We start from the raw sequence: 25,855 nt of genomic DNA, 5'->3' as shown, positions 1-25,855 counted from the left end.
CATGAGTCGGCTATTTTTCGCGCATAGTATAGCTTTTATCTTCGTCTATCATCTGAAGCATCACTCTGGCAAATCTCGGGTCGAACTGAGTACCCATACCAAGCTTTATCTCCGAGCGTACCTTTTCCTGAGGCATGATGCCACGGTAGCTTCTTCTGCTGGTCATGGCATCGTAGGCGTCTGCAACGGCTATGATCCTCGCCTCTACAGGTATGTCCTCTCCGGAAATTCCGTCCGGATAACCGCCTCCTCCGTATCTTTCGTGATGCCACCTTGCTCCGGTAGCAAGCTTTGGATTCTCTTTTATACTCTTCAAGATGCCACTTCCGATGACGGGATGTCGCTGAATCACCTTATATTCTTCGGCAGTAAGTCTGGAAGGTTTATTTATGACCTCATCAGGTATTCCGATTTTTCCTACATCATGCAGAAGTCCCATCATGTAAATGTCATCCTGCTCCGCCTGTGAAAGACCGGCACGTTCTGCAATCATTTTTGCGTATTCCGCGACTCTTGAGGAATGTCCGTTGGTGTAGGTATCCTTTGCATCGATGGCTGTTGCCAGAGCGCTGACAACCTGGATGTTCATCTCTTCCACTTTTTTTCCGTAAAGAATCTCGTTTTTATAGCCTATATAGTAGAAAAAGGTTATGAGACAGAAGGTTATGACTGATACCATGATGTTCACTGCAAGCTGTGAGTAGGTATTATCCCAAAGCTCATCGTTGCTGATGACTATGATGGTGTACCACTGATTCATAACCGGGTAGATGAAAAGCGTGCATTCTTTACCGTCGATCTTCGCTGTGGTTCGTCCCTGACGGGTAGCTAAAACAGTGTCCAGCAATTCGTGATCGTACAGCTCCTTCAGGTTCCTGCCGTTAATGCTCACATCCTGGTGCGCAACGATGAAACCATCGGTATTCACAACCATGCCATAGCCCTTTCCGGCTATAGAAACACTTTTTGCTATTTCCTCGATATGGTTTACCATAACATCAAGGCAGACAACATTTGGAAGCTGACCTTCGGGAAGGCTTTCCCCGTAAGAAATGTTTTTGCCTATGGTTATGACAACTGCACCTGTCTGGGCATCCACATAAGGAGGGACGATGACTGTTTCGCCCTGACCTTCAACGACCGCCTTGTACCAGTCTCTTGAAGTGGGATCGTATCCCTCGGGCGGAACCCACATGAGACCATCCAGATATTCTCCGTTCATATAGGCATATAAGCCGGTGAAATTTTCGTCGAATTGTTCTGCCTGGATCTTTGTCTGATCCACCAGATAATTTCTGATGTCCTCAAGAGAGCTGCCGTTCTTATCCATGAGACTTACACTGTCGGCTGCCACTCTCATGGTGGTGCTTGCTACAGTCATATAGTTTTCAAGCTCAGTAGCTGTGGACTTGATGGCTTCGTCACCGTCTTCGTAAACACTGATGACTGATGCGCTATAGAGCCCTATATTGTTGTAGACCACCGCAAATGCCATCAAAGTGAGGGTGACTATGATGGTAAAGTAAAAGCTGAATTTACTGCGCTTCAGATCGTTTATGATTTTTTTACTGCGGATCATGGAGTGATATCGCGTAGTGAAATAATTAAGTAAAAGCAGCACCAGGAATATAAGTACTGCTGATATAACGAAAAGACAGACTATGAGCTGCTCTTCGTTTTTGAAAACACCATTCTGGTTTGTAAGAGATTTTTTAACCCAGAAGGCTATAAAAAGTCCAATGATGCAGATGCCTATGATGACAAGGGAGATTATGGTCTGTACCAGGACCTGAAATCTGAGCTCTGATGCACTGCCTGTCAGGATTCCATGGTCCTTGATTTTATAGAATCTTAAAACGCCGTATGTGAAGAAGATGCTTGTTACCGCTCCAAGGATGGAACAGTATAGATATGGATTTGATAATTCCCCATCCCACGAGTAGCAGGAAACTGTCCACATTATGTATTGGAGTACAAGGTAGATTAAAACAAGGACGGAAAAAAGAGGGAATTCAGTGGTGGTTGTTTTGCCTTTGTAGAAGTATATGATACTCTGTAGACAAAAAATCATAGTAAGAGTGGTTGTTCCCACCTGCCAGATATTGTTTAAGATCCCTCCGTACTGTATGTACAGTAAAAACTGAGGGACATTGACAAGGGCCGGAAGAAATACCAGAGGGTGAAGTGTATTTTTTGCCTCATCGGGTCGTATGTAATACGAAGCAATAAGCAGAATGAGATATCCGATGTTCCATCCGAGATAGGCTGTAAATTCAGATACATTGGGATATGAGCCCATGGTAAGGCTGTAGATAGTCCAGTAATACTCACTTAAAAAAGAAGCAAGGAAGTATATCAAAAGAAGTCTGTAGCCGAATTTCGGGGATTCGACATACTTGAAGACGCAGTATAACAGACCGGTTATCGTACATAAAAGAGATACGATATTTTCAAAATTATCAATAGTCATACTGCCAGGTCCTCCGAACAAATCGCCACATAATATTAATTATTTCTTCGACGATTACTTAAAATTTAATAATTTTGAATCGCTTATATTTGATGAAAAGAAAGCTTGACACTTTTTCAGGATAAAAAGTATAATTTTTCTGAAAATTTAAAGGGGAGCTCGTAGACGGGCTGAGAGGGAATGATCAATTCCGACCCATGACCTGATTTGGATAATGCCAACGTAGGTAAATACTGTAATTTGAGTTTTATCAGTGGAAGCGTTGTCCCGATGGGCAACGCTTTTTTGTTACAGCTACGAGCCAAAGTACCACCATCGTGCTCGCACGAAATGGTGGAACCTTGGCGACAGCTAATCATCGAGCATCGAGATGCGAGATGGAACAGCTACGAGCCAAAGTACCACCATCGTGCTTGCACGAAATGATGGTACCTTGGCGACAGCCAATCATCGAGCATCGAGATGCGAGATGTTACAGCTACGATATGTTACAGCTATGGACAAAACGCAGCCGTCGGGATGCTGATGGCAATATCCATTTTATTCTTGGAGGGATGATATGGAAAAGAAGACAACGGTTTTGGACAATTCATTGATCTGGTTCGGAGCGGGGGTATCCATCGCGGAAATATTGACGGGTACATATCTCGCGCCGCTTGGATTTCAAAAGGGGATCCTCGCTATAGTTCTGGGGCATCTGATAGGCGGAGTTCTGTTTTACCTTGCGGGTATGATAAGCGGACAAACCGGAAAGAGTGCCATGGAAACCGTTAAAATGACTTTTGGAAGCCGTGGCGGAATGCTCTTTGCCGCTTTGAATGTTCTGCAGCTTGTGGGTTGGACAGCCATAATGATATATGACGGAGCTCTTTCCGCAGCCGGAATATGGAATACTGATAAAAATATCTGGTGTCTGGTCATTGGAGGACTCATCATCCTGTGGATAATGGTGGGAGTGACCAATCTGGGCAGGCTGAACCGCATAGCCATGACTGCACTGTTTATTCTGTCAGTGGTCCTCTGCGTAGTTATCGTAAGACAGGGTGGAAGCCCTGCGGCAGTAGAGAGTATTTCCTTTGGGGCAGCGCTTGAACTTTCTGTTTCCATGCCGTTATCATGGCTTCCGGTAGTCGGGGACTATACGAGAGAAGCAGGAGATGCCCATAAGTCAACATTGGCAAGTACAGTAGTCTATAATCTGGTAAGCTGCTGGATGTTCCTCATCGGAATGGGAGCTGCCATGCTTACCGGTACATCAGATATAGCAGAGATAATGCTTAAAGCCGGACTGGGAGTGGCAGGTCTTCTCATTATTGTTTTCTCAACAGTTACCACAACCTTCCTTGATGCGTTCTCTGCGGGAATATCAGGAGAATCTCTTACAAAGAAGCTGAGCGGAAAGTCTATGGCGATTGCCGCTACAGTTGTGGGAATCGCCGGAGCTGTATTTTATCCAATGGACGATATCACGGGATTTTTGTATCTCATTGGTTCGGTTTTTGCACCGATGGCAGCGGTTATGATAGGAACATGGTTTGTACTTAAGACGGATTCATCTCAGAAGTCTTTTGATCCGGTGAATCTCGTTATCTGGCTGGTGGGTTTTGTGCTGTACAGATATCTCATGCAGTGGGATCTTCCTATAGGGTATACACTTCCTGATATCCTCTTTACTACGGTGCTCACAGTCATTGCAGGAAAGATCCTTAATGAAAAAAACCTTCAAAAGACTCCTGAATGGGTATGACGTATAAATATTATTTATAGTGATCTGAGATGTTTATGATTGGAAGAATTTGGACCGATATTATAACGATGGAGTTTCTTTATAACTTATTGTTGAAAGAAAGGCTATAGTATGGCTAAAGACGGATCGATACGTCATATACATCTGAATATATTCGGTCTTATTCTGGCAGTTTTTATGGCGTTTTTCCTCAGCTTATCCGGATCACTGCAGCTTATCCATATTGTTTTCGGTGCGGTACTGCTTACGGTGGTCGTGGTTCTTCGTAAGCTGTTTCATGTGGCTTACACAAAATATGTTGAGTCCAAAGAGCTTACTAAAGATATCGAAGCGGTTGTCAATATTTATGCTGCTGTGTACAGGATAAACATTAAAACCAATCATGCGAGACTTCTGAGAAGTGCCAAGAAGTTCGATCCCCTTATGGAGGGAGGTATGACGGACTACAGAGGTCCTCTCCCTGAACTGGTGAAAATGTTTGCTTCTGAACAGTCATGTGATACGCTTCTCAATTTCCTGGATAAAGGTTCTTATGAAGAACGACTGAAGGAAAGCCATTCGCTGTCACATGAATTTATCGATAAGTATGGAAGATGGATACGTGTTCAGCTTATAGAGGTTGACAGAGACGAATCCGGCAGACTTATACATGTCATCTGGACATTTGAGTCTATAGATGAAGACAGGAAGCAAAGAGAAAGTCTCAAGCTTATGGCGGAAACTGATTCTATGACGGGAATACGTAACAGAAACAGCGGTGAAGCCAGGATAAGAGAAGAGATGGCAAATGAAACAAGAGGGATGTTCATACTTGTGGATGCGGATCATTTCAAATCCATCAATGACGATTATGGACACGATGTAGGTGATAAGGTCATCATCGCCATAGCAGGATGCATGAGGAGAACCTTCAGAGATTCCGATGTGGTATTCAGACTGGGAGGAGATGAGTTTGCGGCTTTTGCGCCTACAGTTGAAAAAGAGGAGATCGGAAGACGAATAGTCAATCGACTGTACGACAACATAAACATGATCAATATACCCGAGATGAAGGGACGCAGGATCTCCATAAGTGTGGGAGCTACCTTCTATCTGTCGGATCCGGGTGATTCCTTTGATGCCTTATACCAGAGGGCGGATAAGGGAATGTATGAAAGCAAGAAGCAGGAGGGTAATGCCCTTAACTTTTATATGTTTAACTGAAAATCGAAAAAGGATATTACTTTACATACCCTCTTCATCTGAATTTCATGGATTTTCGGATGAAGAGGGTATTTTTATGCAGGATTGATAATTAATTATCAAACAGCAGAGATGTAGAATGCCATGTCAAATAGAATTTATCTATGAAAAATATAATAATGTTATATTATTAACAACAAATACAGAAAAAATACACTACGATTTGTGCAACTTTGTTTACAAATTGTTTTTTTGGTGGTTCAATTTTACATAGACACTAAGTTTAATGGAAGTAAGGAGGAGACACCATGAGTAGATTGAGCATTGTAACACAAAACAATGCTATGAAAACGGTGGAAGATCTTTATAAGGATCTTGAACGAAGGATCACAGCAAGTCAGCCCGGTCTTTGCCCGGTAGACTTAGCTGCATCTTTTTTGCATCTTTGCCACGCTCAGTCTTGTGGAAAGTGTGTTCCGTGCCGCATAGGATTAGGACAGTTAGAGCTGCTGATCGAGTCCGTTCTTGATGGTACTGCCACCATGGAGACATTGAAAGTTATAGAGCAGACTGCACAGAGCATATATTTTTCGGCGGACTGTGCTATAGGCTCAGAAGCAGCCAGAATGGTACTTAAGGGCATAAGAGGCTTCAGGGATGATTATGAAGAGCATATACTTCATGGAAGATGTTCCGGACATCAGGATCAGCCGGTTCCTTGTGTATCACAGTGCCCTGCCCATGTAGATGTACCGGGATACATATCACTTATCCATGAGGGCAGGTACAATGATGCGGTTGCACTGATCAGAAAGGATAACCCTCTTCCGGCAGTATGCGGTATGATCTGCGAGCACCCTTGTGAGGTTCGCTGCCGAAGAACCATGGTAGATGATCCTATAAATATCCGGGGATTAAAGAAGTTTGCGGTTGAACATGAAGATGAATTCAGGATCGGTGAGAAGCAGCCTGTAACAGGCAAGAAAGTTGCCGTTATCGGCGGCGGTCCTGCAGGGCTTTCTGCAGCATACTATCTGTCACTTATGGGACATGAGGTCGTAGTGTATGAGCAGAGAAAAAAAGCAGGGGGCATGCTCCGTTACGGTATTCCTGCTTATCGTCTTCCCAGAGAGGCTCTTGATGCTGAAATAGAATGCCTTAAGAAGAGCGGTTTCAGTATAAAGACAGATGTAAGCATTGGAAAGGATATATCCATCGCAGAGCTCAGAGATCAGTATGACGCCATGTTCGTGGCTATAGGCGCTCATACTGATAAGAAGATAGGTATCGATGGAGAGGATGCCAAGGGAGTTATATCTGCGGTTGAGATGCTTAGAGCAATTGGTGATGATGATTATCCGGATTTCACCGGTATGGATATAACAGTTGTAGGCGGCGGAAATGTGGCAATGGACGTAGCCCGTTCAGCTATCAGATGCAATGCAAAGTCGGTTAAGATCCTCTACAGACGTAGAGTAAGTGATATGACAGCTCTTCCCGAGGAAATAGAGGGAGCTATCGCTGACGGCTGTGAGGTAGTTGAACTTAATGCTCCGTTACGCATAGAGAAAAAGAAAGATGGCAGTGTGGCGGCTATATGGGTCCAGCCTCAGATAGTAGGTCCTATAAAGGACGGTAGACCTAAGCCGGTTCCTGCAGATACGGAGGAAGTGCGTATTCCGTGTGACAGAGTTCTGGTCGCAATCGGTCAGGGCATAGATTCCATGAAGTTCGGTGAGTATGGTATTCCTGTTGAGAGAGGACATATAGATGCCTTTGATACCAGTGATATACGTGATAAGGAAGGCGTTTTTGCAGGCGGAGACTGTGTAACAGGACCTGCAACTGTTATTCGTGCAATAGCTGCGGGTAAGGTGGCAGCTGCGAATATAGACGAATATCTCGGATTCTTCCATGAGATCAAGGTAGACATTGACCTTCCTCCTGTTCGTTTCGATGATCATAAGCCATGCGGAAGAGTCAACATGAAGGAGCGCTCTCCTGAGGAAAGAAAGCATGACTTCAAGCTTATGGAGTGTGGAATGTCTCATGAGGAGGCATGCCAGGAGTCCGGCAGATGTCTGCATTGTGACCACTTCGGATACGGAATCTTCAAAGGAGGCAGAGAAGCAAAATGGTAAATGTTACGATAGACGGAATTAAGATACAGGTTCCTGAAAAGACAACTATACTGGATGCGGCTTCTCAGGCGGGAGTCCATATTCCTACACTCTGTTTCATGAAGGAGCTTAACGAGATAGGTGCCTGTCGTGTATGCGTTGTTGAAGTAGAAGGGTATGACAGACTGTTTACAGCCTGCAACAACACGGTTGCGGAAGGTATGGTGATCAAAACCAACTCCAAGAAGGCCAGAGATGCGAGAAAGGTCAATGTAAAGCTCATACTTTCTCAGCATAATACAAACTGTGCAGTCTGCGTCAGAAGCGGTAACTGTACACTTCAGAAGGTGGCAAACGATCTGAATGTTCACAGCATTCCTTATGAGAAACAGCTTCCTGAGAACCGTGGAAGCTTGAAGTTCCCGCTTATCAGAGATTATGATAAGTGCATTAAGTGTATGCGTTGTATTCAGGTATGTGACAAGATACAGAATGCAAATATCTGGGATGTGGTTAATACAGGATCCAGAGTTACTGTGGATGTTACCGGAGCATATGATCTGGAGGATTCGCAGTGCGCACTTTGCGGACAGTGTATCACTCACTGCCCTGTAGGTGCTCTTCGTGAAAGAGATGATGTTGACCGTGTACTTGAGGCTATAGAAGATCCTGAAAAGATAACAGTAGTACAGATAGCACCATCCATTCGCGCAGCCTGGGGAGAGCCTTTTGGACTGGATCCTGAATTTGCGACAGTGAAGCGTCTTGCGGCAGCACTCAGGAGAGTGGGAGTTGATTATGTCTTTGATACGAACTTTACAGCAGATCTTACTATCATGGAGGAAGGCTCTGAGTTTCTTGAGAAGATCTCTCATCCAGAGCATAACAAATTCCCGATGTTCACTTCCTGTTGTCCCGGCTGGGTAAGATATGTGAAGGCTCATTATCCTGAGTTTGTGGATCAGCTTTCCAGTGCCAAGTCTCCGCAGCAGATGTTTGGAGCTGTGGCAAAGAGCTATTTTGCAGAGAAGCTGGAGGTCGACCCTTCAAAGATATTCTGTGTATCCATCATGCCGTGTCTTGCCAAGAAGGCAGAATGCGCATATCCGTCCATGCTGGACGAGCAGGGTGATCCTGAGGTTGATTGCTCACTTACGACCCGTGAAGTAAACCGTCTCATTCGTTCTGAGCAGATCATAGTTAAGGATCTTCCGGAAGAGGAGCTGGATATGCCTTTTGGAATCGGATCAGGTGCAGGCAATATCTTTGGCGCCACAGGCGGCGTTATGGAGGCAGCACTTCGAAGTGCTTACTATCTCGTGAATAAGGAGAATCCTGATCCTGATGCATTCAAGAGTGTTCGTGGTATGGATGGCTGGAAAGAAGCGGAATTCGAGCTTGCAGGAAAGACCCTGAGAGTTGCGGTTACTAACGGTCTCGGAAATGCAAACAAGCTGCTTACATATCTTAAGCAGGGACGTGTAAAGTATGATTTCGTTGAGGTCATGGCATGCCCCGGAGGCTGCGTTGGCGGCGGTGGACAGCCGATTCACGACGGTGTCGAGATGGCACCGGAAAGAGCTCCGATCCTTTACTCACAGGACAAGAGTATGAAGCTTAGATTCTCTCATGAAAATCCATCTGTAAATGAGATTTATGAGAAGTATTTTGAAGCACCTCTTTCGGAGAGGGCACACCACCTCCTTCATACGGATCATCATGCATGGAAGATGCCGGGTGAAAAGTGACAGCATTTATCCTGAAATGGATTTGAGTGTCATATGATATAGATCAAATATAAAAACCCCTTTTGGATAAGAGACTTTGTGGAGTGTCTTTCCAAAAGGGGCTTTGTTGATTTTAGATTTCTGTTTTTTCGCTGCCCTCAGGCGCCAGTGTGAACAGCTGCTGTCAGGAATATGAATCAGAGCTCACTTTACAGGCCCGTTATATCTCATCGCAAGCATCGTGAGATCATCGAACTGAGGTGCTTCGCCGACGAATTCGTCAACATTGGATTTTATGTTTTTCAGAAGCACATCGGTTGGTGCAGTAGGATCCGCATTGAGAGTATCAAGCATTCTGTCTGTTCCGTAAAGCTCATTGTTCTTGTTGGTAGCTTCAGGTACACCGTCAGTATAAACGAAAAGAGTATCGCCGGGGTGCATCTCGAATTCATGCTGCTGGAATCTGACTCCAGGCATGGTGCCAAGTGCAACTGTATGTCTGTACTTGACAAGCTCGAACTGACCGCCCGCTCTGCAAAGTACAGGATGCTCATGACCGGCATTGGTCGCGATGCCTTTTCCAGTTGAAACATCAACGATTCCTATCCAGACAGTAACGAACATTTCTGCATCATTACCTTCACACAGCTGATCATTTACAGCAGTAAGGATATCAACAAGAGAACTTCCCTTCATGCCCTGAATGTGATCCTTTATCAGTGTTTTTGCGATGACCATGAAGAGGGCTGCAGGAACTCCCTTACCGGATACGTCAGCTATTACCATGGCAAAATGGTTTTCGTCGGCAAAGAAGAAATCATAGAAATCTCCGCCGACTTCCTTGGCAGGATTCATTGAAGCGTTGATATCGAATTCTCTGCGCTCCGGGAAAGGAGGGAAAACTCTGGGGAGCATATCCGCCTGTATTTGTGTTGCTACGGAAAGCTCAGTGCTTATCCTCTCCTTTTCGGCGGTAACAGTTTTGATGTTCTCCATGTAGTTTTTGAGGTCGTTCTGCATGTTGTTGAAACGCTCTGCAAGCTGTCCTACCTCATCCTTGGAAGTAACCAGTATCTTCTGTTTGAAATCACCTTTACCGATTTTCTTTACATTGTCAGCAAGTCTCTGAATAGGACGAGTGATGGTACCGGACACTGCAAAGGAGATCATAACAACGATTATGCCGATGATGGCAAAATAGATCATGAAAAGTCGGAGTATACTGAAGATCTTATCCTGCATCCCCTTCTGAGATTCGTCTGTCAGAAGATCGCTTTCCGTCTTCGCCTGAACGGCGGGAGCAGTGACTTCTGAAGTCTCGATGCTGGCACAGAATGTCCATCCGGTCTCCTTCATCCTTGAATAGGCGATATAACAGTCTTTTCCATCGTATTTGGTCTCTATGATTCCGTCATTGGAAGATCGGATGGAACGTATAAAGACATTGTTTGAAAAATGACTACTGATGTCAGTGTTGAAGTCTTCTTTACCCATGTCGGGATGAGCGATGAAATTCAGGTCAGAGTCCAGTATGAAACAGGTACCGGTTTCTCCGATCTTCAGATTCATAACTTCATTGATGATACTTGTAAGGAGAACGTCAGAAGCGACAACTCCGACGGTATCACCTTCAGCATTTCTGTAGGACATGGCGGCGGTTATACAGGTATTTCCGTAGGAGTCCTTATAGGTAGGGAGCCACACCAGAGTATCCGGGGCGGTCAAAGCAGTTTTATACCATCCGCGTTCCCTGGGATCGTAATCCGGGTTGAAAAGGTTGGCTCTTGAATATCTGTAGGAAATACCGCTTGTGGTTCCGATGTAGATATTGTCAAGTATCCTGTTGTGCTCGAGAAGAGGCGCAAACATGTATTCACAGTTTGAAAGGATGTTGACTTCATCCATAACCTCATCTGAAGCCCTTACGCCTTTCGCCAGAAAGTACTTTGAACATGCTACACCTGCTTCTGTTTCATCAGGTCTCGGCATGTCCTTTCCTATGAAATTAGAATGGTTTTCATATAGGCTATGGGTATAATTCGCAGATTCGACAACTATCTTGTTAACTTCGTGAAGAGAGTTGTTTGCTGTTTGTGCCTGTTCCTGAATGAGCTTTGTCAGGTAGTCCTCAGTCAGAACCATAAGAGAATTCTTGGTTATTTCTGAGGAATTGAGCCCCAGAGTGATGTTGGTCTGCTGGAACTCATTTACCATGGAATTCATGAAATAGTAGGAGGCACTGAAAACGACGATTAGTGATCCTAACGCCATGATGAGAATGACCAATAGGATCTTAATGCTGATCTTCATGTTCTTGAACATAGTACTATCTCCTTTTTACTGCCGAAAGAAGTATATCTTCTATCATGTCTTCGTACCGTATACCGGACTGCATAGCCGCAAGAGGCATGAGACTGTATTTTTTTAGTCCCGGAACAGCATTTATCTCCAGGACATATGGAATATTGTCATCGGAAAGCATAAAGTCCACTCTACAGAGATCTCTGGCTCCGGTTATCTTAAATACCTGAAGAGCCATTTGACGGATCTGCGAGGCCAATTCTGTATCCAGGTTACTTTCTTTGATCCCGTAGGTTCCGGTGAAGGTTATAAGACGGTCTTCTTTCAGGGAAGCCTCATCCTGATGATCAAGATCAAGCCCCTCCACGACAGGCAAGGCAACTATCCCGTCTCCGCTTTCGTAGATACCGACTGTATAGAAACGACCTTTAATATAACTTTCAAGGAGTATGGGATCGTCAAAACCAAATACTTTTTCTATGAGAGGAAGGTCTTCGGGACCTTTTATGAGTTCGATACCAAAGCTGCCTCCCTGAGTGGGAGCTTTAGCCACAAAAGGAAATCCAAAACCATGGTAATCATATTCTCCGGATTCGTACTGTTCTTTGGTCAGAATGTCCCATTTGGGAGTGTTTATTCTGTAGTGATCAAAAAGGAATTTGCAAAGTATCTTGTCGTTTATGAGAGTAGCCGCTCTCATGCCGCTCCCTGTGAAAGGTATACCTTCTACTTCCAGCATACCCTGAAAGGTACCGTCGCCGTATCCGCGTCCCTGAACACAGAGATAAACTATATCAGTAGAGACGGCTCTCAGAGTTTTTATGATATCCTTGTCAAATTGAAGAAACTGGACCGAATATCCTCTTTCTTTTAATGCTTCAGCGATGTCCTTTGCATTTTTTTCGGATGGCCCCCGTTCCTCCGGGGTACCGCCGTATACTACACTTACTACCATTTATAAAATCTCCTGATGTTGAATAAGATGTATTCGTATTTCAAAATACCTTTTAATACCTGATACTATCCTTTTTATATCGGCAAAAATCCTGAGCAGTTAACGCTCAGACCCTTTGACGGCTTAACTATAGTATATCATTCGTTTGTTTTTGAGTTACCCATAACAGATGAGTAGACTATGAAAATTACAGTCATTATCACAAAGGCAATTGCCAGATACTTTATTCCTGCCTGATAACCAAATGCCAGTACAGCCGCAAAAACGAAAGGTCCTGTCATTTCCAAAAGTTTCTTTATGAAAGAAAGCAGTGACAAGGATTTCGAAGCACCCAGTGATCTTACTGCCGGAAGAGCCAGGAAATAATTATTCTGAACGCCGAAACCGAAACTGTCGGCCACACCCAAAAGGGAAGCACTTAAAAACGGGAGCAGCAGACCGGTTCCTATGCCCGGAAGAAGCAGGCTTACTGCTATAAGTACATTGTAGGAATAATTGATACTCTTAAGGGTCTTTCCTTTTAGAGTCGATATGATGAGTGATAGTGTAGGTCCAACATAAACGAGGAGAATACCGTAAAGCATCTGGGCTCGTCCGACGTCAGTGATGCTTCCGCCTATGTTTTCAAAGTAAAGCGGCAGATAGTAGCTGAGGAAGGACGCTGCTATACTGGCGGGCGCTATCATAAGTATCACAAAAAGAAAGGCTGTGAGAGCATCCGAAGGATTGATCTTTCTTCCTGTATTGGCTTCCGTTTCAGCCTGCTGTACCTTCGGCAGCATGGCATTTTCCAGGTTTATGATAAAGACAGAGGTGAGTAGTGTGAATGCAGCGGATATGATAAATACTGTTTTATATCCGAAAATATCTGCGATGATAGCCCCGAGAGAAGCACCGCAATTCATGCCTGCATATATTCCGGCATTTAATAGAGCAAAGCCAAGAAGCTGTTCACGGGCAGACTTACCAAAAAGTGACAGGTTTCTGAGTGTCATCCAGCAGAAACCATAGCCGAGACCTACGATGGCTCTTGATGAGACGAACATGGCGAGATTGCCTGAAATCGCAGAGCAAAAGGTTCCCAGAGCTACCATAAGAAGGCCGGCAATAAAAGGCATCTTCCAACCCTTCTTTTCGAGAATAAGAGTTGTGATGAAAATAGCTGAACAGGTCAAAAGTGTTTCTGCTGACTGTGGGAGACCCGCTGCAGTATGGGCGGAAATCCATGAGCCCTCAGTGTAAAGGGACTTAGCCACTATAGGAATGAAGGCTGAAGAAAGTCTGGAAGCAAAATAGAATAGAAAGGCGATCTGCCTGATATAGTAGAGGGCGGATGGTACATGGGGCTGTGCCAATGCATCTTTTGAAGAAATATCGTCATCCAGAACTGTATCAAGCTCGGAGCTCTCGTCAGGTATAGAGTCTTCTTTTGGCTTAACCAGAGATCTGGAGATCCTGCGCATGAGGAGAAGGACTATCTCCACGGCAAAAAATACAGACGTGACGAGAACGGTCAGAAGATTCATCACGACGGATTTGAGCTGACCTGTTATATGGTTTTGATTCACATAGAATCGTATTCTGTTCGGTTTATTGAAACTGTAAGTATATGATGAATCAGAAATTGTTACACCGAGCTTCGAGCTGTCAGATGAAAAAATAACAGTGCCCTGAGGATCGAGTACGGAAATTTCAGGAATTTCTTCGGTGCACAGACCTGAAAGGACGGTGTTCAGATTTTCTTCGGAGCATTGGGCAGCGGTGGTGATGTCATTTCGTATGCTCTCGAAAAGCTTATAATTTATGATCTGATTTCGTACGGAGATGATTTCGAAGAAAAAAGAAATCTGTATGATGATAATGACGGTAAGCAGCATAGCGTTAATGTTTACGCTTTCCATATTTCCGAACACATCAAAAACAGGACCCTTCCAATAGAAAAGAGCAAGGGCTACACATGCGATTAGAGTAAGTATGGCGAGCACACTGAAAGGAAAAGCGGTGTACTCAGCGGGTTCGTTTATGTTTAATATAACGAGAAATGCCGCGACTATAAAGATAGTGATTACAGAGCCGATAAACAGATAAAGTCTGACTTTTGTAGTATCTTTCATATGTTTTTCCGATCTTTGATATGCCGGCTTCAGAACAAACGGATCAAGAACCGGCACATCCTAAAAAAATGCAATCAGGTTATTTGTTTCTTTAATAGTTCATCGACTATTTTATCATCTTCATAAAATCAATGCTACGAATTAAGAGTTAAAGAAAGAAAAAATCTGGCAATATAAGTTGCAGGTAGAAAATTTTCGCATTGATCAGAAAGACTTTTTTGAAAAAGGCGTTGCGTGTGCAACGGGAATAAAATAAAATATTAAGGTTATGAAAAAAGAAATCACATATAAAGAAATACCACTATTTTCAAATATCAAGGAGATGGATCTGAACCAGCTCTTTACATGTCTTCGAAGTTACAGGCAGAAATATAAGCGAGGTGAGAACATCATCATGGAGCAGGACAGTGTTCAGTACATAGGAGTTGTTCTTTCCGGAATGGTTCATATGCTGAAGGATGATATCTGGGGTAACCAGACTTTACTCGGGTTTATGGAACCCGGAGAGCTGATAGGAGAGAGCTTTGCTGTGCGAAGAACAACAGAGTCCTATGTCAGATTTCAGGCTGTGAAGGATTCGGAGATCATATTCCTTGCGGCTTCAAGCATCATACATAACTGTCCGAGACAATGTGGCTTTCATGCCCAGATAACACAGAATATGTTTCAGCTTATGGGGGAGAAAACGGTTCAGCTCATGGAAAAGATAGAGGTGTCCTCGAAAGCCTCACTCAGAGATAAGATACTTGCTTATCTTTCGCTTATGTCACAGAAACAGAATTCCCGTTATATCGAATCACCACTTACGAGAACAGAGCTTGCAGAGTATCTGTGCGCCAACAGAAGTGCTATGACCAGAGAACTGGCAGCCATGAAGGAGGAAGGGATCCTCGACTACGATAAGAATACCTACAATCTGAAAAAGTAAAGGAATAATTATGGATAAGAAAACAATAAAAATCACCTACGGTGCCATGATAGTGGCGTTGTTTGGCGTACTGCTCCTGATCAACAGACAGACCGGAGGCATGTTTCAGGGGATACTGATGTACATTCTGCCCATTCCCATGGTGGCTTATGCCGCGAGGTATGGATGGAAGGCCAGCATAGCTGCATGGGCGGCTGCTACCTTTATAAGCATATTCGTGAGCACACCTACTACTATTATTTATGCAGCATGTGAAGCTTTTCTCGGTATGGTGCTGGGAACCTGTATATACCATAAAAAGGATATGACCAAAGCTCTTCTCCTGATGATGCTTTTGTGCGTTATTTCGGAGCTGTTCAATGCTGTCATCATTACTGCATTGTCCGGACAGAGCCTTTCCATGTACGTCAGAGAGATGCAGGCAGCTATGAACGAGTCCATGGAGATGATGAGCAGATATATGGGAGGAGATCCTCGAATGGAGGCTCAGATCGGGCTTATGAAGTCAATGATGTCTGATGCATTTCTGGCAAGGATACTTCTTGTATCCATGGCGGTTGGTGGTGCGATTCAGGGATTCATCATATATGAAGTGAGTCTTCTCATACTCAGGCGTCTCCACATCGCGGTTCCTAAACCAAAGCCTGTTGCCCTGTATACTCCTCCTTCATGGACCGCGTATATAGGAATTGTGGCCTTCATGCTCTATAACTACACATTTGCGAAGCCATTTGAGAATGAAGTGGTGCAGAGCGTAGCACAGGTAACAGGTATCGTCGGAGTTATGTATCTTATGTGTTTCGGAGTTATAGCTGTTACACTTTTTGTGCAGGCTTATATGACTAAAGTGAAGATTGTGGTGGGGCTCATAGGATTCCTGAGTCTTTTCATGATGCCTCAGCTGGTGCTTATATTGGGCGCTTTTTATGTGGCAGGACAGCTTCACAGATTCCTTTTGAGAAAGCTCGGATATGAAGTGCAGGAATTGCCTGATAAAAAATTAAGCTGAATACAGTTTACATTTGCGGATGTCAGTTTATGAGACCGGCATCCGCACTTTTTATATTTAAAATGTCTAATTTGGACGGATTTCTGCTATAGTATATGTATATAATTACTTGGGCGTGATGGATGGTTTGCGTTCAAAAGGAGAGGCAGAGTATGGAATATAAAGTTATTACGATTAGCCGCAATTATGGAAGTCATGGACATGAGCTTGCACAGAAACTCAGTGAAAGGCTGGGCATCCCGTATTATGACAGAGATTTTGTACGGAAGACAGCAGCTGAGAGCGGTTTTTCTCAGGAGCTTATAGATGAAGACGGCGAAAAGATAAAGATAGGCACCAAGCTTATCGAGATGTTGTCACCGGCATCTCTTAATTCAAGCCACGATGAGATATTTAAGGCACAGAGCAGAGTAGTACTGGAGCTGTCTGCATCGCCATGTATCATAGTCGGAAGATGTTCCAACTATATTCTGAGAGAGGCAGGCATCCCTTCGTTTGATATTTATCTTACTGCAGATACAGCATGGCGTATGGATAATGCTCTTAACCATAGGGTAAAGAAGGAACAGGTCACAGAGCAGTACATAACGAAAAAGGACAGTGAGCGAAGCGATTACTACAAGCTCTATACAGGACATCCTATGGGGATGGCAAAGGACTACAGCCTTTGTCTCGATGTAGGAAAGATCGGAATGGACAGATGTGTAGACATCATTTGCGATATTTTGAAATAAATATGCTATAATACCCGTATTCTTGCATAAAGATGCTTGAATACGGGTATTTTTTGATAATTATGCATCTAAGAGGAGATGGCCATGAAAACAAAGATTTACATCGACGGACAGAGTGGAACAACAGGACTTCAGATCTATGATCGAATCGGAAAAAGAGATGATCTGGAACTGCTCCGTATTCCTGAGGACAAACGCCACGATACAGAGGAGCGTAAGAAGTACCTCAATTCTGCAGACATAGTATTCCTTTGCCTGCCTGATGACGGTGCGAGAGAGGCAGTTTCTCTCATCGACAATGCTTCCGTCAGAGTCATTGATGCTTCTACCGCTCATAGAACGAACGACGACTGGGTTTATGGGTTCCCTGAGATATCAAAGGAACAGCGCGAGGCTATCCGAACAGGAAAACGAATTGCAAATCCCGGATGTCATGCCACCGGCTTTATTTCTGTAACAGCTCCTCTTGTACGCATGGGTATACTTCCAGTGGATTATCCCGTTACATGCTATTCACTTACAGGATATTCAGGCGGCGGAAAGAAAATGATACAGGATTATGAGGCTGAGGGAAGATCTGAACTTCTCAGTGCTCCGGGAATATATGGTCTCAATCTTAAGCATAAGCATATTCCCGAGATGCAGAAGATGACAGGACTTAACCATGCACCTGTGTTTATGCCGGTGGTCGATGATTATTATAAGGGAATGGCAACCACAATCATGCTTCAGAACAGGTTTCTTACGGGTAAGCCGACAGCAGAGAACATCTGTGAGAAGCTTCAGGAATATTATAGTGATGAGCATTTCGTTAAGGTGGTTCCTTTCGGTGAAAATGACAGTAAGCTCTATGCCAACAGGCTTGCGGGAACAAATAAGCTTGAGATCATAGTGTGCGGATATGAGGATCAGACATCAGTTACCGCCCTCTTTGACAATCTCGGAAAGGGAGCCAGCGGTGCAGCCGTACAGAACATGAACATCATGCTGGGAATTCCTGAGGATACGGGACTCTGAGATGCAGATGCCTGTTGCTTGGAATGACTAAAAATACAGAAATTACTCAGAGTTATAGCTGCTACGTATAAATGGGTATGGGGGAATCGTTGACTTTGATTTTCAATAGGAGTAATTTACTAGCAACAGATAAATGAAAAAGACGTTGACGAGAAAAAGTAGCAGTCTGATATGCTTCAGAGAGCCGTTGTGAGGTGTGAAACGGTGCAGGTAAGGTTGTGAATATCATCTCCGAGTTTCGTGCTGAAAGCTCTCGTAATTAGGCATCGACGGTGTGGTCTCCGTTACAGGACTAAGCATTGATAGATGCGACAGAGTGGTCGTTTTACGGCAATGAGAGTGGTACCGCAGAGGTAATTTAAGCCTTTGTCTCTTCAAAAGAAGAGGCAGGGGCTTTTTTAGTGCATAAATCCTGTATCAGGCGGCTGTGCAGATTGCAAGCTTGCTTGCAAAAATGCACAGACATCTGATACGACAACAGAAATCGAGAAGTAGCGCGATAGCGCGGATTCGAGATTTCTGTAGCATGACGAGAGTGCGAAGCACGAAGTCATGCGTAGGATTTATGTAATTCAATCAGCGGTCTCGGATAGGGAAATATCTGTTGGGGAAATGTAAAAAAAGAATCAAAGTTAGGGAGGCAACAATGAAGAAGAACAGATTTATGGCGATGGCTATGGCAGGAGCAATGGTAATGTCTATGGCGGCATGCGGTTCCAGCGCTGCACCTGAAAAGGCAGCCACAGAAGCGGCAAAGGAAACAGCAGCAGCTACAGAGGCAGCCAAGGATGGCGCTTCAACTGAGACAAAGGCTGCAGCTGACACATCGGATGTATCAAATGCATCAAACGTAGCTCCTGAGATTCCTGATGGTGCAACAGTCATCAAGCTCGGTACAACAGTAAATGAGCAGGATTCATTCCAGATCGCAGCCGTTAAGTTCGCAGAACTCGTACAGGAGAACACAAATGGTGCCTATGCCATCGAGATCCACCCTAACGGAGATCTGGGCGGCGAGAGAGATATGCTTGAGTCCATGCAGATGGGAACCCTTGATATGGGTATCGTAACATCAGGTCCATTCGTAAACTTCTCACAGGACATGGGAGTTCTCGACATGCCTTATCTTTTCGCCAACAAGGAGCAGGCATATGCTGTATTTGACGGTGAGGTAGGCCGTGAGCTTCTTGACACACTGGAGAGTTCAGGTCTCAAGGGTCTTGCATATGCAGAGAGAGGCTTCCGTAATCTCACAAACAATGTCCGTCCTATCGAAAAGGCTGAGGATCTCAAGGGACTTAAGATCCGTGTAATGGAGAATGAAGTATATCAGAAGGCTTTTGAGGCACTGGGTGTCAATGCTACACCGATGGCATGGGCAGACTGTCTTACAGCTCTTCAGCAGGGAACTGTTGACGGTGAGGAAAATCCTATCAACGTAATCAATTCCTATAAGCTCTGGGAGTCACAGAAGTATGTGACTCTCGACGGACACAGCTACTCAACAGCCATTATCACCATGTCACTCGACAAGTTCAATTCTCTCGATGCAGACACACAGAAGGTATTCCTTGATGCCGCGCAGCAGGCTGCAGAGTATGAGAGAGCATGGGTGGCAGATCAGGAGGCAGGACAGCTTCAGGCTATGAAGGATAACGGTATGGAGATCGTTGAAAATCCTGATGTTGATTCCTTCAAGGAGGCTGTAAAGTCAGTTTATGATGCTTATCCTCAGTACGATGAGTACGTTAAGAAGATCAACGAGGTTATCGCAACTGTAGGTTAATAGTAAAAAGCCCATGGAAACAGGTGGTACAGCATCAGCCCATATTTAACATGGGCTGATGTTTTCGGATAAAGGAGGCAATCGAAGTGGGATTTGTCAAATCTGTTCACAAATTATCAGAGACTCTTGATAAGGTGATGGAATATATCATTTTTGTCATGCTGCTTCTGATGGTAATAATCACAGGTGCACAGATAGTGTGCCGTATGTTCTTCCAGTCCCTTCAGTGGTCTGAGGAGGCAACGAGATATCTGCTTATATGGTGTTCGATGCTGGGAGCAGGATGCGTTTATAAGCATGGAGGACATATAGCTGTAACTGTGCTTCAGGATGCTGTTCCCGCAGGCGTAAAAAGAGGTATGCAGCTGCTGGTTCACGCTCTATGCTTCGTTCTCTGTGTGGCTGTGGTATTTTATGGCGTAAAATATTTCGGAAAGCAGGGAACTCAGCTTTCACCTTCACTTCGCTGGCCTATGAGATTTATCTATCTGGGTATCGATTTCGGCTGTGGCTTTATGGCGGTACATGCGCTGGATGCTTTTCTCCAGCTGTTTTTCCGTTTGACTAATGATACGGAGGTGGAAAGCTGATGGCAGCGATACTTTTTATATCCTTTGCGGTACTTTTGCTTCTGGGGGTTCCTGTCGGTTTTACCATCGCCATCGCAGCCTTCATAACCCTTCTTGCTGGGGGAGTTCCGGCACTTATGATGGTGCAGCGTATCTTCACAGCACAGGATTCCTTTTCTCTCATTGCGGTTCCCTTCTTTATCCTTGCAGGTGATCTGATGTCAAAGGGAGCGGTCTCCAAGGTTCTGGTGGAGTTTGCAGAGTCGCTACTTGGATGGATAAGAGGAGGACTCACCATAGTATCTGTACTTACAGGTATGTTTTTTGCGGCTATTTCAGGTTCGGGTGCAGCAACTACAGCGGCTGTCGGAGCAACCCTCATACCGGAGCTTGAAAAGAGAGGCTATCATGTTGATAAATCAGCAGCCCTCATCGCAGCAGCTGGAACCATCGGCGTAGTTATCCCGCCGTCTGTTCCCATGGTGCTTTATGCGGTTATCGCAGAACAGTCTGTCAATGTTCTTTTCCGAAACGGTTTCGGTCCGGGCTTTGCCATGGGTGCCATACTCATTATCATAGCCCTCACAGAGGCGAGAAAGCTTGGATATCCAAAGGGTACTAAATTTGAGATAAAGACAGTTCTTAAGACATTTATCCATGCGGTATGGGGCATACTTATGCCTCTCATCATTCTCGGAGGTATCTTCTCCGGATACTTCACACCTTCAGAGGCTGCGGATGTTGCCGTTATCTATGCCATAGTCATCGGATTCTTCGTTTATCGTGATCTGAAACCTAAGGATCTTATGAAGATAATGATGAATTCGGCAAAGACCTCTTCGGTCATCATGCTTATCATAGGTTTCTCAGGTCCCTTTGGATGGGTACTTGCCAACTGGAAGATCCCGGAGGCGATTTCCAAGGCAGTGCTTTCGGTTTCTGATAACAAGTTCATCATACTGTTTCTCATAGGAGTCATCATCCTTATAGCCGGAGTCTTTATGGAGACATCCTCTGCCATCATACTTCTTACTCCTGTATTCCTGCCTCTTATCAAGGCGATGGGGGTGGATCTGGTACATTTCGGAATAGTCTTCGTTGTGGGCCTGGGAATAGGAATGATCACACCGCCGGTAGCCATAAATCTATTCGTGGCGTCGGGAATAACGGGTCTGCCCATAACCAGGATATCAAAGGCAATCGTGCCTTATCTTCTGGGACTTATACTGATATTCTTCCTTATACTGTATCTTCCGCTTTTCATACCGGCTCTTATAGTGGGTTAAAAAAGTGTGACAATGAAATTGCAGTAAGGATATAATAGAAAAAGAGTTTTTGTTGCAGCTTCTTTTATGGATGAAAGAGCATGAAAATAGCCGTTGACTCAGGGGATAGACATTGAGACAGGCGTTCATAATTCAGGAGGAAATAATTATGCGTAGTGATTTAGTTAAGAAGGGAATAGAGCATACCCCACACCGCTCACTTTTAAAGGCAGACGGACTCACAGATGAGCAGATGAGACGTCCCCTTATAGGTATCGTAAACTCCTTTACCGAGGTGGTTCCTGGACATGAGCATCTTCAGCAGATCGCAAGAGCTGTAAAGGATGGCGTACTCATGGCAGGAGGAACACCCCTTGAGTTCAACACCATCGCAGTATGTGACGGTATCGCCATGGGACATGACGGTATGCACTTCTCGCTTTCATCACGTGAGCTCATCACTGACACCATCGAATGTATGGCTACAGGACATGCTCTTGATGCTCTTGTATTTATCCCTAACTGTGACAAGATCGTTCCGGGAATGCTTCTGGCTGCACTTCGTCTCAATCTTCCATGCGTATTTGTTTCCGGCGGACCTATGCTCTCACTCCATCAGCGCGACCTGAACACGGCATTTGAGGCAGTCGGCGCCTACAAGGCAGGTCTTATGGATGAGGCAGGAGTTATGGATGTTGAGAACAGCTGCTGTCCGACCTGCGGTTCATGCTCTGGTATGTTTACAGCCAATTCCATGAATTCACTCTGTGAGGTCCTCGGTATGGCTCTTCCGGGAAACGGAACCATTCCGGCTGTATATTCGGAGAGAATCCGTCTGGCAAAGACTGCCGGTATGCAGGTAATGAAGGTTCTGGAGCAGGATCTCCGTCCGAGAGATATCATCAAGGCGGAGACCATCGAGAATGCCATCACAGTAGATATGGCTCTCGGATGCTCGACAAATACAGCGCTTCACCTTATGGCTGTGGCTCATGAGGCAGGTTTCCCGTTCGATCTTCACAAGATCAATGAGATTTCCGATAGAACTCCTAATCTCTGCCACCTTGCTCCAGCTGGTCACCACCACATGCAGGATCTCATGGAGGCTGGAGGAATCTATGCAGTTATACATGAGCTGGATGAGCACGGACTCATAAACAGAGACTGTATGACTGTTCTCGGAAAGACCATAGGAGAGGCTACTCAGGGAGCAGTTAATAGAAATCCTGAGGTCATCCGTCCGTTTGACAACCCTTATCTTAAGGAGGGTGGACTTGCAGTCCTTTACGGTAATCTGGCACCTCACGGCTCCATCGTTAAGCGTTCAGCCGTAGCGCCTGAAATGATGGTGAATGAGTGTACTGCAAGAGTATTTAACTCGGAGGAGGAAGCGATCGGCGCTATCTATGGCGGAAAGATCAAGGCAGGAGACTGCGTTGTGATCCGTTACGAGGGACCTGCAGGAGGTCCGGGAATGAGAGAGATGCTGAGTCCTACATCTGCAATCGCAGGCATGAAGCTGGATACCACAGTTGCCCTTGTAACAGACGGACGTTTCTCAGGCGCATCCCGCGGTGCTGCCATCGGACATGTTTCACCTGAGGCTCAGGCCGGCGGACCTATCGCTTACGTAAAGGATGGAGACAAGATCAAGATCGATATCCCTAACTACTCCATCGAGCTTCTGGTTTCCGATGAGGAGATGGAAGAGCGTAAGAAGACCATGCAGGTGCGTGAGCAGCGCAATCTCACAGGTTATCTTAGAAAGTATGCGAAGCTGGTTCATTCTGCCGATACAGGAGCTATTGTAGAGTGATGTTGAAAAAATAACATGTGATACTTTGGGGCGGACGTCAGTCCGTCCCTTATTTTATGCTACAATAACTGAAGAATTAAGGGAGATCTTATTGTAAGGAGGTTGGCATGATGAAGATTTTAGCTACGATGCCCTTCACAGAGGATGACAAAAAATATCTTGAAGGCATCGCCAGGGGATGTGAGTTCCTGTATAAGGATATGAAATCAGTGGATGAAAATGATGTAAAGGATATAGATATTATCCTTGGCAATGTCTCTCCGGCGGTGGTTTCCGTGGCGCCCGGACTTAAGTGGCTCCAGACCAATTCCGCAGGTGTGGATCCCTATTGTAAAGAAGGAGTGCTTTCAGAAGGGACTATTCTGACAAGCGCATCAGGTGCTTATGATACCTCGGTCTCGGAGTGGATGGTGACAGTCTCTTTCATGCTTGCAAGAAAGAGCGATCTCTACATGAGACATCAGGTGGAGAGAACATGGCAGCTGGAGGGCAAGGTGCTTTCCGTAGAGGACTCCACAACCCTCGTTCTGGGACTTGGATCCATAGGTAAGCATTATGCAAGGAAAATGCATGCACTTGGAAGCTATGTGATCGGTGTGACCAGAACTCAGCATGATGAAAAACCTGATTTTGTTGATGAGCTTACAACGGTGGAGCATCTTGATGAGCTTATTCCGAGAGCAGACTATGTCGCCATGGTTCTTCCGGGAACGGCTGAAAATGTTGATATCATTGATGCGAAGCGACTTGGACTTATGAAAGAAACTGCTTTTCTTATCAATGCAGGGCGCGGTAATGCGGTAGATAACATGGCACTGAACGAGGCTTTATGTGAAGGCAGGATAGGCGGGGCAGCTCTTGATGTCACATCGCCGGAGCCGCTTCCGGTGGATCATCCTCTTTGGGATGCTCCGAGGTGTATCATCACTCCTCATATAGCCGGACAGTTTTTCCTTGCAAAGACCTTCAGGAATATAGTGAAGATCACCGGAGAAAATCTACAGAAATATCTTTCCGGAGATATAGCCGGAATGAAAAACAGGATAGACACAAAAAAGGGGTATTGATCCAAGGAAGGTGTTGTGGATCTAAGTGAAAAAATGACGTATGAAACTCTTGTTTCATACGTCATTTTTAATACAAATAAAGTTTTAAGCGGTTGCAGTATTCTCGGCAACTGTCTCAGCCGATGTTTTTGTTGCAGTCTCAGTTACGTCATTTGCATGAGCATAATTCTGACTTGCCGCATACTCACGAAGGGCCTGAACCCAGATAACATAAGCGTCTGCATTCTGGTGGATGTACTTGTCTGTGCAGTACTTTGGATCCAGATTTCCGTTTGCGTCTGCAAGACGGTTGGCTATATCTATGTAGCCGTAGCCGTTTGCTGTGCAAAGCTCCTGAAGGGAAGCATTGAGCTTACGTACTGTATCGTTATCAAAAGCCCAGCTCTTGATGCCGGAGAGCTTGGTCTGTGCATCAGGATAGATGTAGGTGGTGCTGATGATGGTGATGTCCGCAGCAGGATTTGCAGCGGCGATGCTGCTTATAAGTGACTTGTAGTTGGCAAGAACCTCGCTTGGACGGCCCTTTATGTCATTAAGACCGAGTGAGAGATAAACATGCTTTGCTCCGACTAAAGAAACAAGCTCATAAGCATAATGCTGAGCTCCGCCATACCAGAGATGGTTCACGCCTTCTGTACCGATGGGCTGAATCTCATCATGGATACTGTAGCGGGCCTGAGTCTGAAAATTGATATTTGCAAGTAAAGGGTTCTGATTTCGGGCGATACTGTATCGCTTGAATCCGTCTGCAACTGAATCTCCGATGAGGATGGAATCCTTATAGAAATCAACCACACGCTGATCCTCTGTGGCAGTAAGTACAGGGTCAGCAGAAAGATCTGCAGAAGCGGAGCTGCTTGAAGATGCAGCTGAAGCATCAGTGGCTGCGGTCTCTTCCGTGCTTGAAGTAACAGCAGTGGTCTCTGCTGTTGCGGCTGCAGTTTCTGACGGGATCGAAGGACCATCAGCAAGTGATACTATGCCGGAAGTAATGATGATGGATGATGCAGCGGCTATGATGGCTGCTCTCCTTAAAGTTTTTTTCATA

At 45.0% G+C, this 25,855-nt stretch carries 18 protein-coding genes, 1 riboswitch and 1 other annotated feature; of the genes, 13 read left to right on the top strand and 5 right to left on the bottom strand.

Translation table 11 applies throughout. The features are described 5' to 3' along the window. Positions 1-10 precede the first annotated feature (10 nt). Positions 11-2,470 carry an HD domain-containing phosphohydrolase gene (locus tag BXO88_RS02225; RefSeq protein WP_078036145.1) on the bottom strand — a complete coding sequence of 820 codons (2,460 nt, stop codon included), beginning with the start codon at positions 2,468-2,470 and terminating at the stop codon, positions 11-13. 141 nt (positions 2,471-2,611) lie between these two features. Continuing rightward, a riboswitch (TPP riboswitch) is annotated at positions 2,612-2,713 on the top strand. 316 nt (positions 2,714-3,029) lie between these two features. Here BXO88_RS02225 and cytX point away from each other — a divergent pair. From cytX to BXO88_RS02205, 4 genes are all read left to right on the top strand, one after another. After that, complete coding sequence (gene cytX / locus BXO88_RS02220) at positions 3,030-4,217, top strand: putative hydroxymethylpyrimidine transporter CytX (protein ID WP_078036144.1); 1,188 nt, start codon at positions 3,030-3,032, stop codon at positions 4,215-4,217. 111 nt (positions 4,218-4,328) lie between these two features. After that, a complete protein-coding gene (locus BXO88_RS02215; RefSeq protein WP_078036143.1) occupies positions 4,329-5,420 on the top strand; it encodes a GGDEF domain-containing protein in 1,092 nt (363 codons plus the stop codon). A 287-nt stretch (positions 5,421-5,707) separates the two neighbouring features. Further along, positions 5,708-7,540, top strand: a complete 1,833-nt coding sequence (locus BXO88_RS02210; protein WP_078036142.1) for an NAD(P)-binding protein — start codon at positions 5,708-5,710, stop codon at positions 7,538-7,540. Next, positions 7,534-9,267, top strand: coding sequence for an NADH-dependent [FeFe] hydrogenase, group A6 (locus BXO88_RS02205; RefSeq protein ID WP_078036141.1), 1,734 nt, complete (start codon positions 7,534-7,536; stop codon positions 9,265-9,267). Before BXO88_RS02210 ends, BXO88_RS02205 begins: the two co-directional genes overlap by 7 nt. A 183-nt stretch (positions 9,268-9,450) precedes the next feature. Here the strand turns inward: BXO88_RS02205 and BXO88_RS02200 are convergent, their stop codons facing one another. The 3 genes from BXO88_RS02200 to BXO88_RS02190 form a co-directional block, all read right to left on the bottom strand. Further along, positions 9,451-11,568, bottom strand: a complete 2,118-nt coding sequence (locus BXO88_RS02200) for a SpoIIE family protein phosphatase (RefSeq protein WP_078036140.1) — start codon at positions 11,566-11,568, stop codon at positions 9,451-9,453. Positions 11,569-11,572: 4 nt separating this feature from the next. Then, positions 11,573-12,502 (bottom strand): D-alanine--D-alanine ligase family protein, encoded by a 930-nt coding sequence (locus tag BXO88_RS02195; protein WP_078036139.1) that lies wholly within the window; start codon positions 12,500-12,502, stop codon positions 11,573-11,575. 137 nt (positions 12,503-12,639) lie between these two features. After that, entirely contained in the window at positions 12,640-14,616 is a 1,977-nt protein-coding gene (locus BXO88_RS02190; protein WP_078036138.1) for an MFS transporter, read from the bottom strand. A 268-nt stretch (positions 14,617-14,884) separates the two neighbouring features. Between BXO88_RS02190 and BXO88_RS02185 the strand changes: the two genes are divergently transcribed. From BXO88_RS02185 to BXO88_RS02145, 9 genes are all read left to right on the top strand, one after another. Beyond that, complete coding sequence (locus BXO88_RS02185) at positions 14,885-15,544, top strand: Crp/Fnr family transcriptional regulator (RefSeq protein ID WP_078036137.1); 660 nt, start codon at positions 14,885-14,887, stop codon at positions 15,542-15,544. 10 nt (positions 15,545-15,554) lie between these two features. Then, entirely contained in the window at positions 15,555-16,553 is a 999-nt protein-coding gene (locus tag BXO88_RS02180) for a DUF2232 domain-containing protein (RefSeq protein WP_078036136.1), read from the top strand. Between the two features lie 152 nt (positions 16,554-16,705). Next, the gene (locus tag BXO88_RS02175; RefSeq protein WP_168171588.1) at positions 16,706-17,287 is read left to right on the top strand and encodes a cytidylate kinase-like family protein; all 582 of its coding nucleotides are present in this window, start codon (positions 16,706-16,708) and stop codon (positions 17,285-17,287) included. A gap of 84 nt (positions 17,288-17,371) precedes the next feature. After that, positions 17,372-18,304 carry an N-acetyl-gamma-glutamyl-phosphate reductase gene (gene argC / locus BXO88_RS02170; protein ID WP_078036134.1) on the top strand — a complete coding sequence of 311 codons (933 nt, stop codon included), beginning with the start codon at positions 17,372-17,374 and terminating at the stop codon, positions 18,302-18,304. 136 nt (positions 18,305-18,440) lie between these two features. Further along, positions 18,441-18,681 (top strand) — a binding site (T-box leader). A gap of 269 nt (positions 18,682-18,950) precedes the next feature. Then, positions 18,951-20,090 carry a TRAP transporter substrate-binding protein gene (locus BXO88_RS02165; RefSeq protein ID WP_078036133.1) on the top strand — a complete coding sequence of 380 codons (1,140 nt, stop codon included), beginning with the start codon at positions 18,951-18,953 and terminating at the stop codon, positions 20,088-20,090. 86 nt (positions 20,091-20,176) lie between these two features. Then, complete coding sequence (locus tag BXO88_RS02160) at positions 20,177-20,680, top strand: TRAP transporter small permease (RefSeq protein WP_078036132.1); 504 nt, start codon at positions 20,177-20,179, stop codon at positions 20,678-20,680. Then, the gene (locus BXO88_RS02155) at positions 20,680-21,945 is read left to right on the top strand and encodes a TRAP transporter large permease (protein ID WP_078036131.1); all 1,266 of its coding nucleotides are present in this window, start codon (positions 20,680-20,682) and stop codon (positions 21,943-21,945) included. The genes BXO88_RS02160 and BXO88_RS02155 overlap by 1 nt, the downstream gene beginning before the upstream one ends. A gap of 148 nt (positions 21,946-22,093) precedes the next feature. After that, complete coding sequence (ilvD, locus tag BXO88_RS02150) at positions 22,094-23,740, top strand: dihydroxy-acid dehydratase (protein ID WP_044994806.1); 1,647 nt, start codon at positions 22,094-22,096, stop codon at positions 23,738-23,740. A 107-nt stretch (positions 23,741-23,847) separates the two neighbouring features. Beyond that, positions 23,848-24,807: a D-2-hydroxyacid dehydrogenase gene (locus BXO88_RS02145; RefSeq protein WP_078036130.1), complete on the top strand. Its 960-nt coding sequence runs from the start codon at positions 23,848-23,850 to the stop codon at positions 24,805-24,807. A gap of 84 nt (positions 24,808-24,891) precedes the next feature. On the opposite strand, the gene BXO88_RS02140 is transcribed toward BXO88_RS02145, so the two are convergent. Then, positions 24,892-25,854, bottom strand: coding sequence for a GDSL-type esterase/lipase family protein (locus BXO88_RS02140; RefSeq protein WP_078036129.1), 963 nt, complete (start codon positions 25,852-25,854; stop codon positions 24,892-24,894). Position 25,855: the final 1 nt, after the last annotated feature.

The sequence above is a fragment of the Oribacterium sp. C9 genome (genome assembly GCF_002007235.1).
Lineage (GTDB): Bacteria > Bacillota > Clostridia > Lachnospirales > Lachnospiraceae > Oribacterium.
This window is presented reverse-complemented; position numbering and strand designations above follow the sequence as displayed.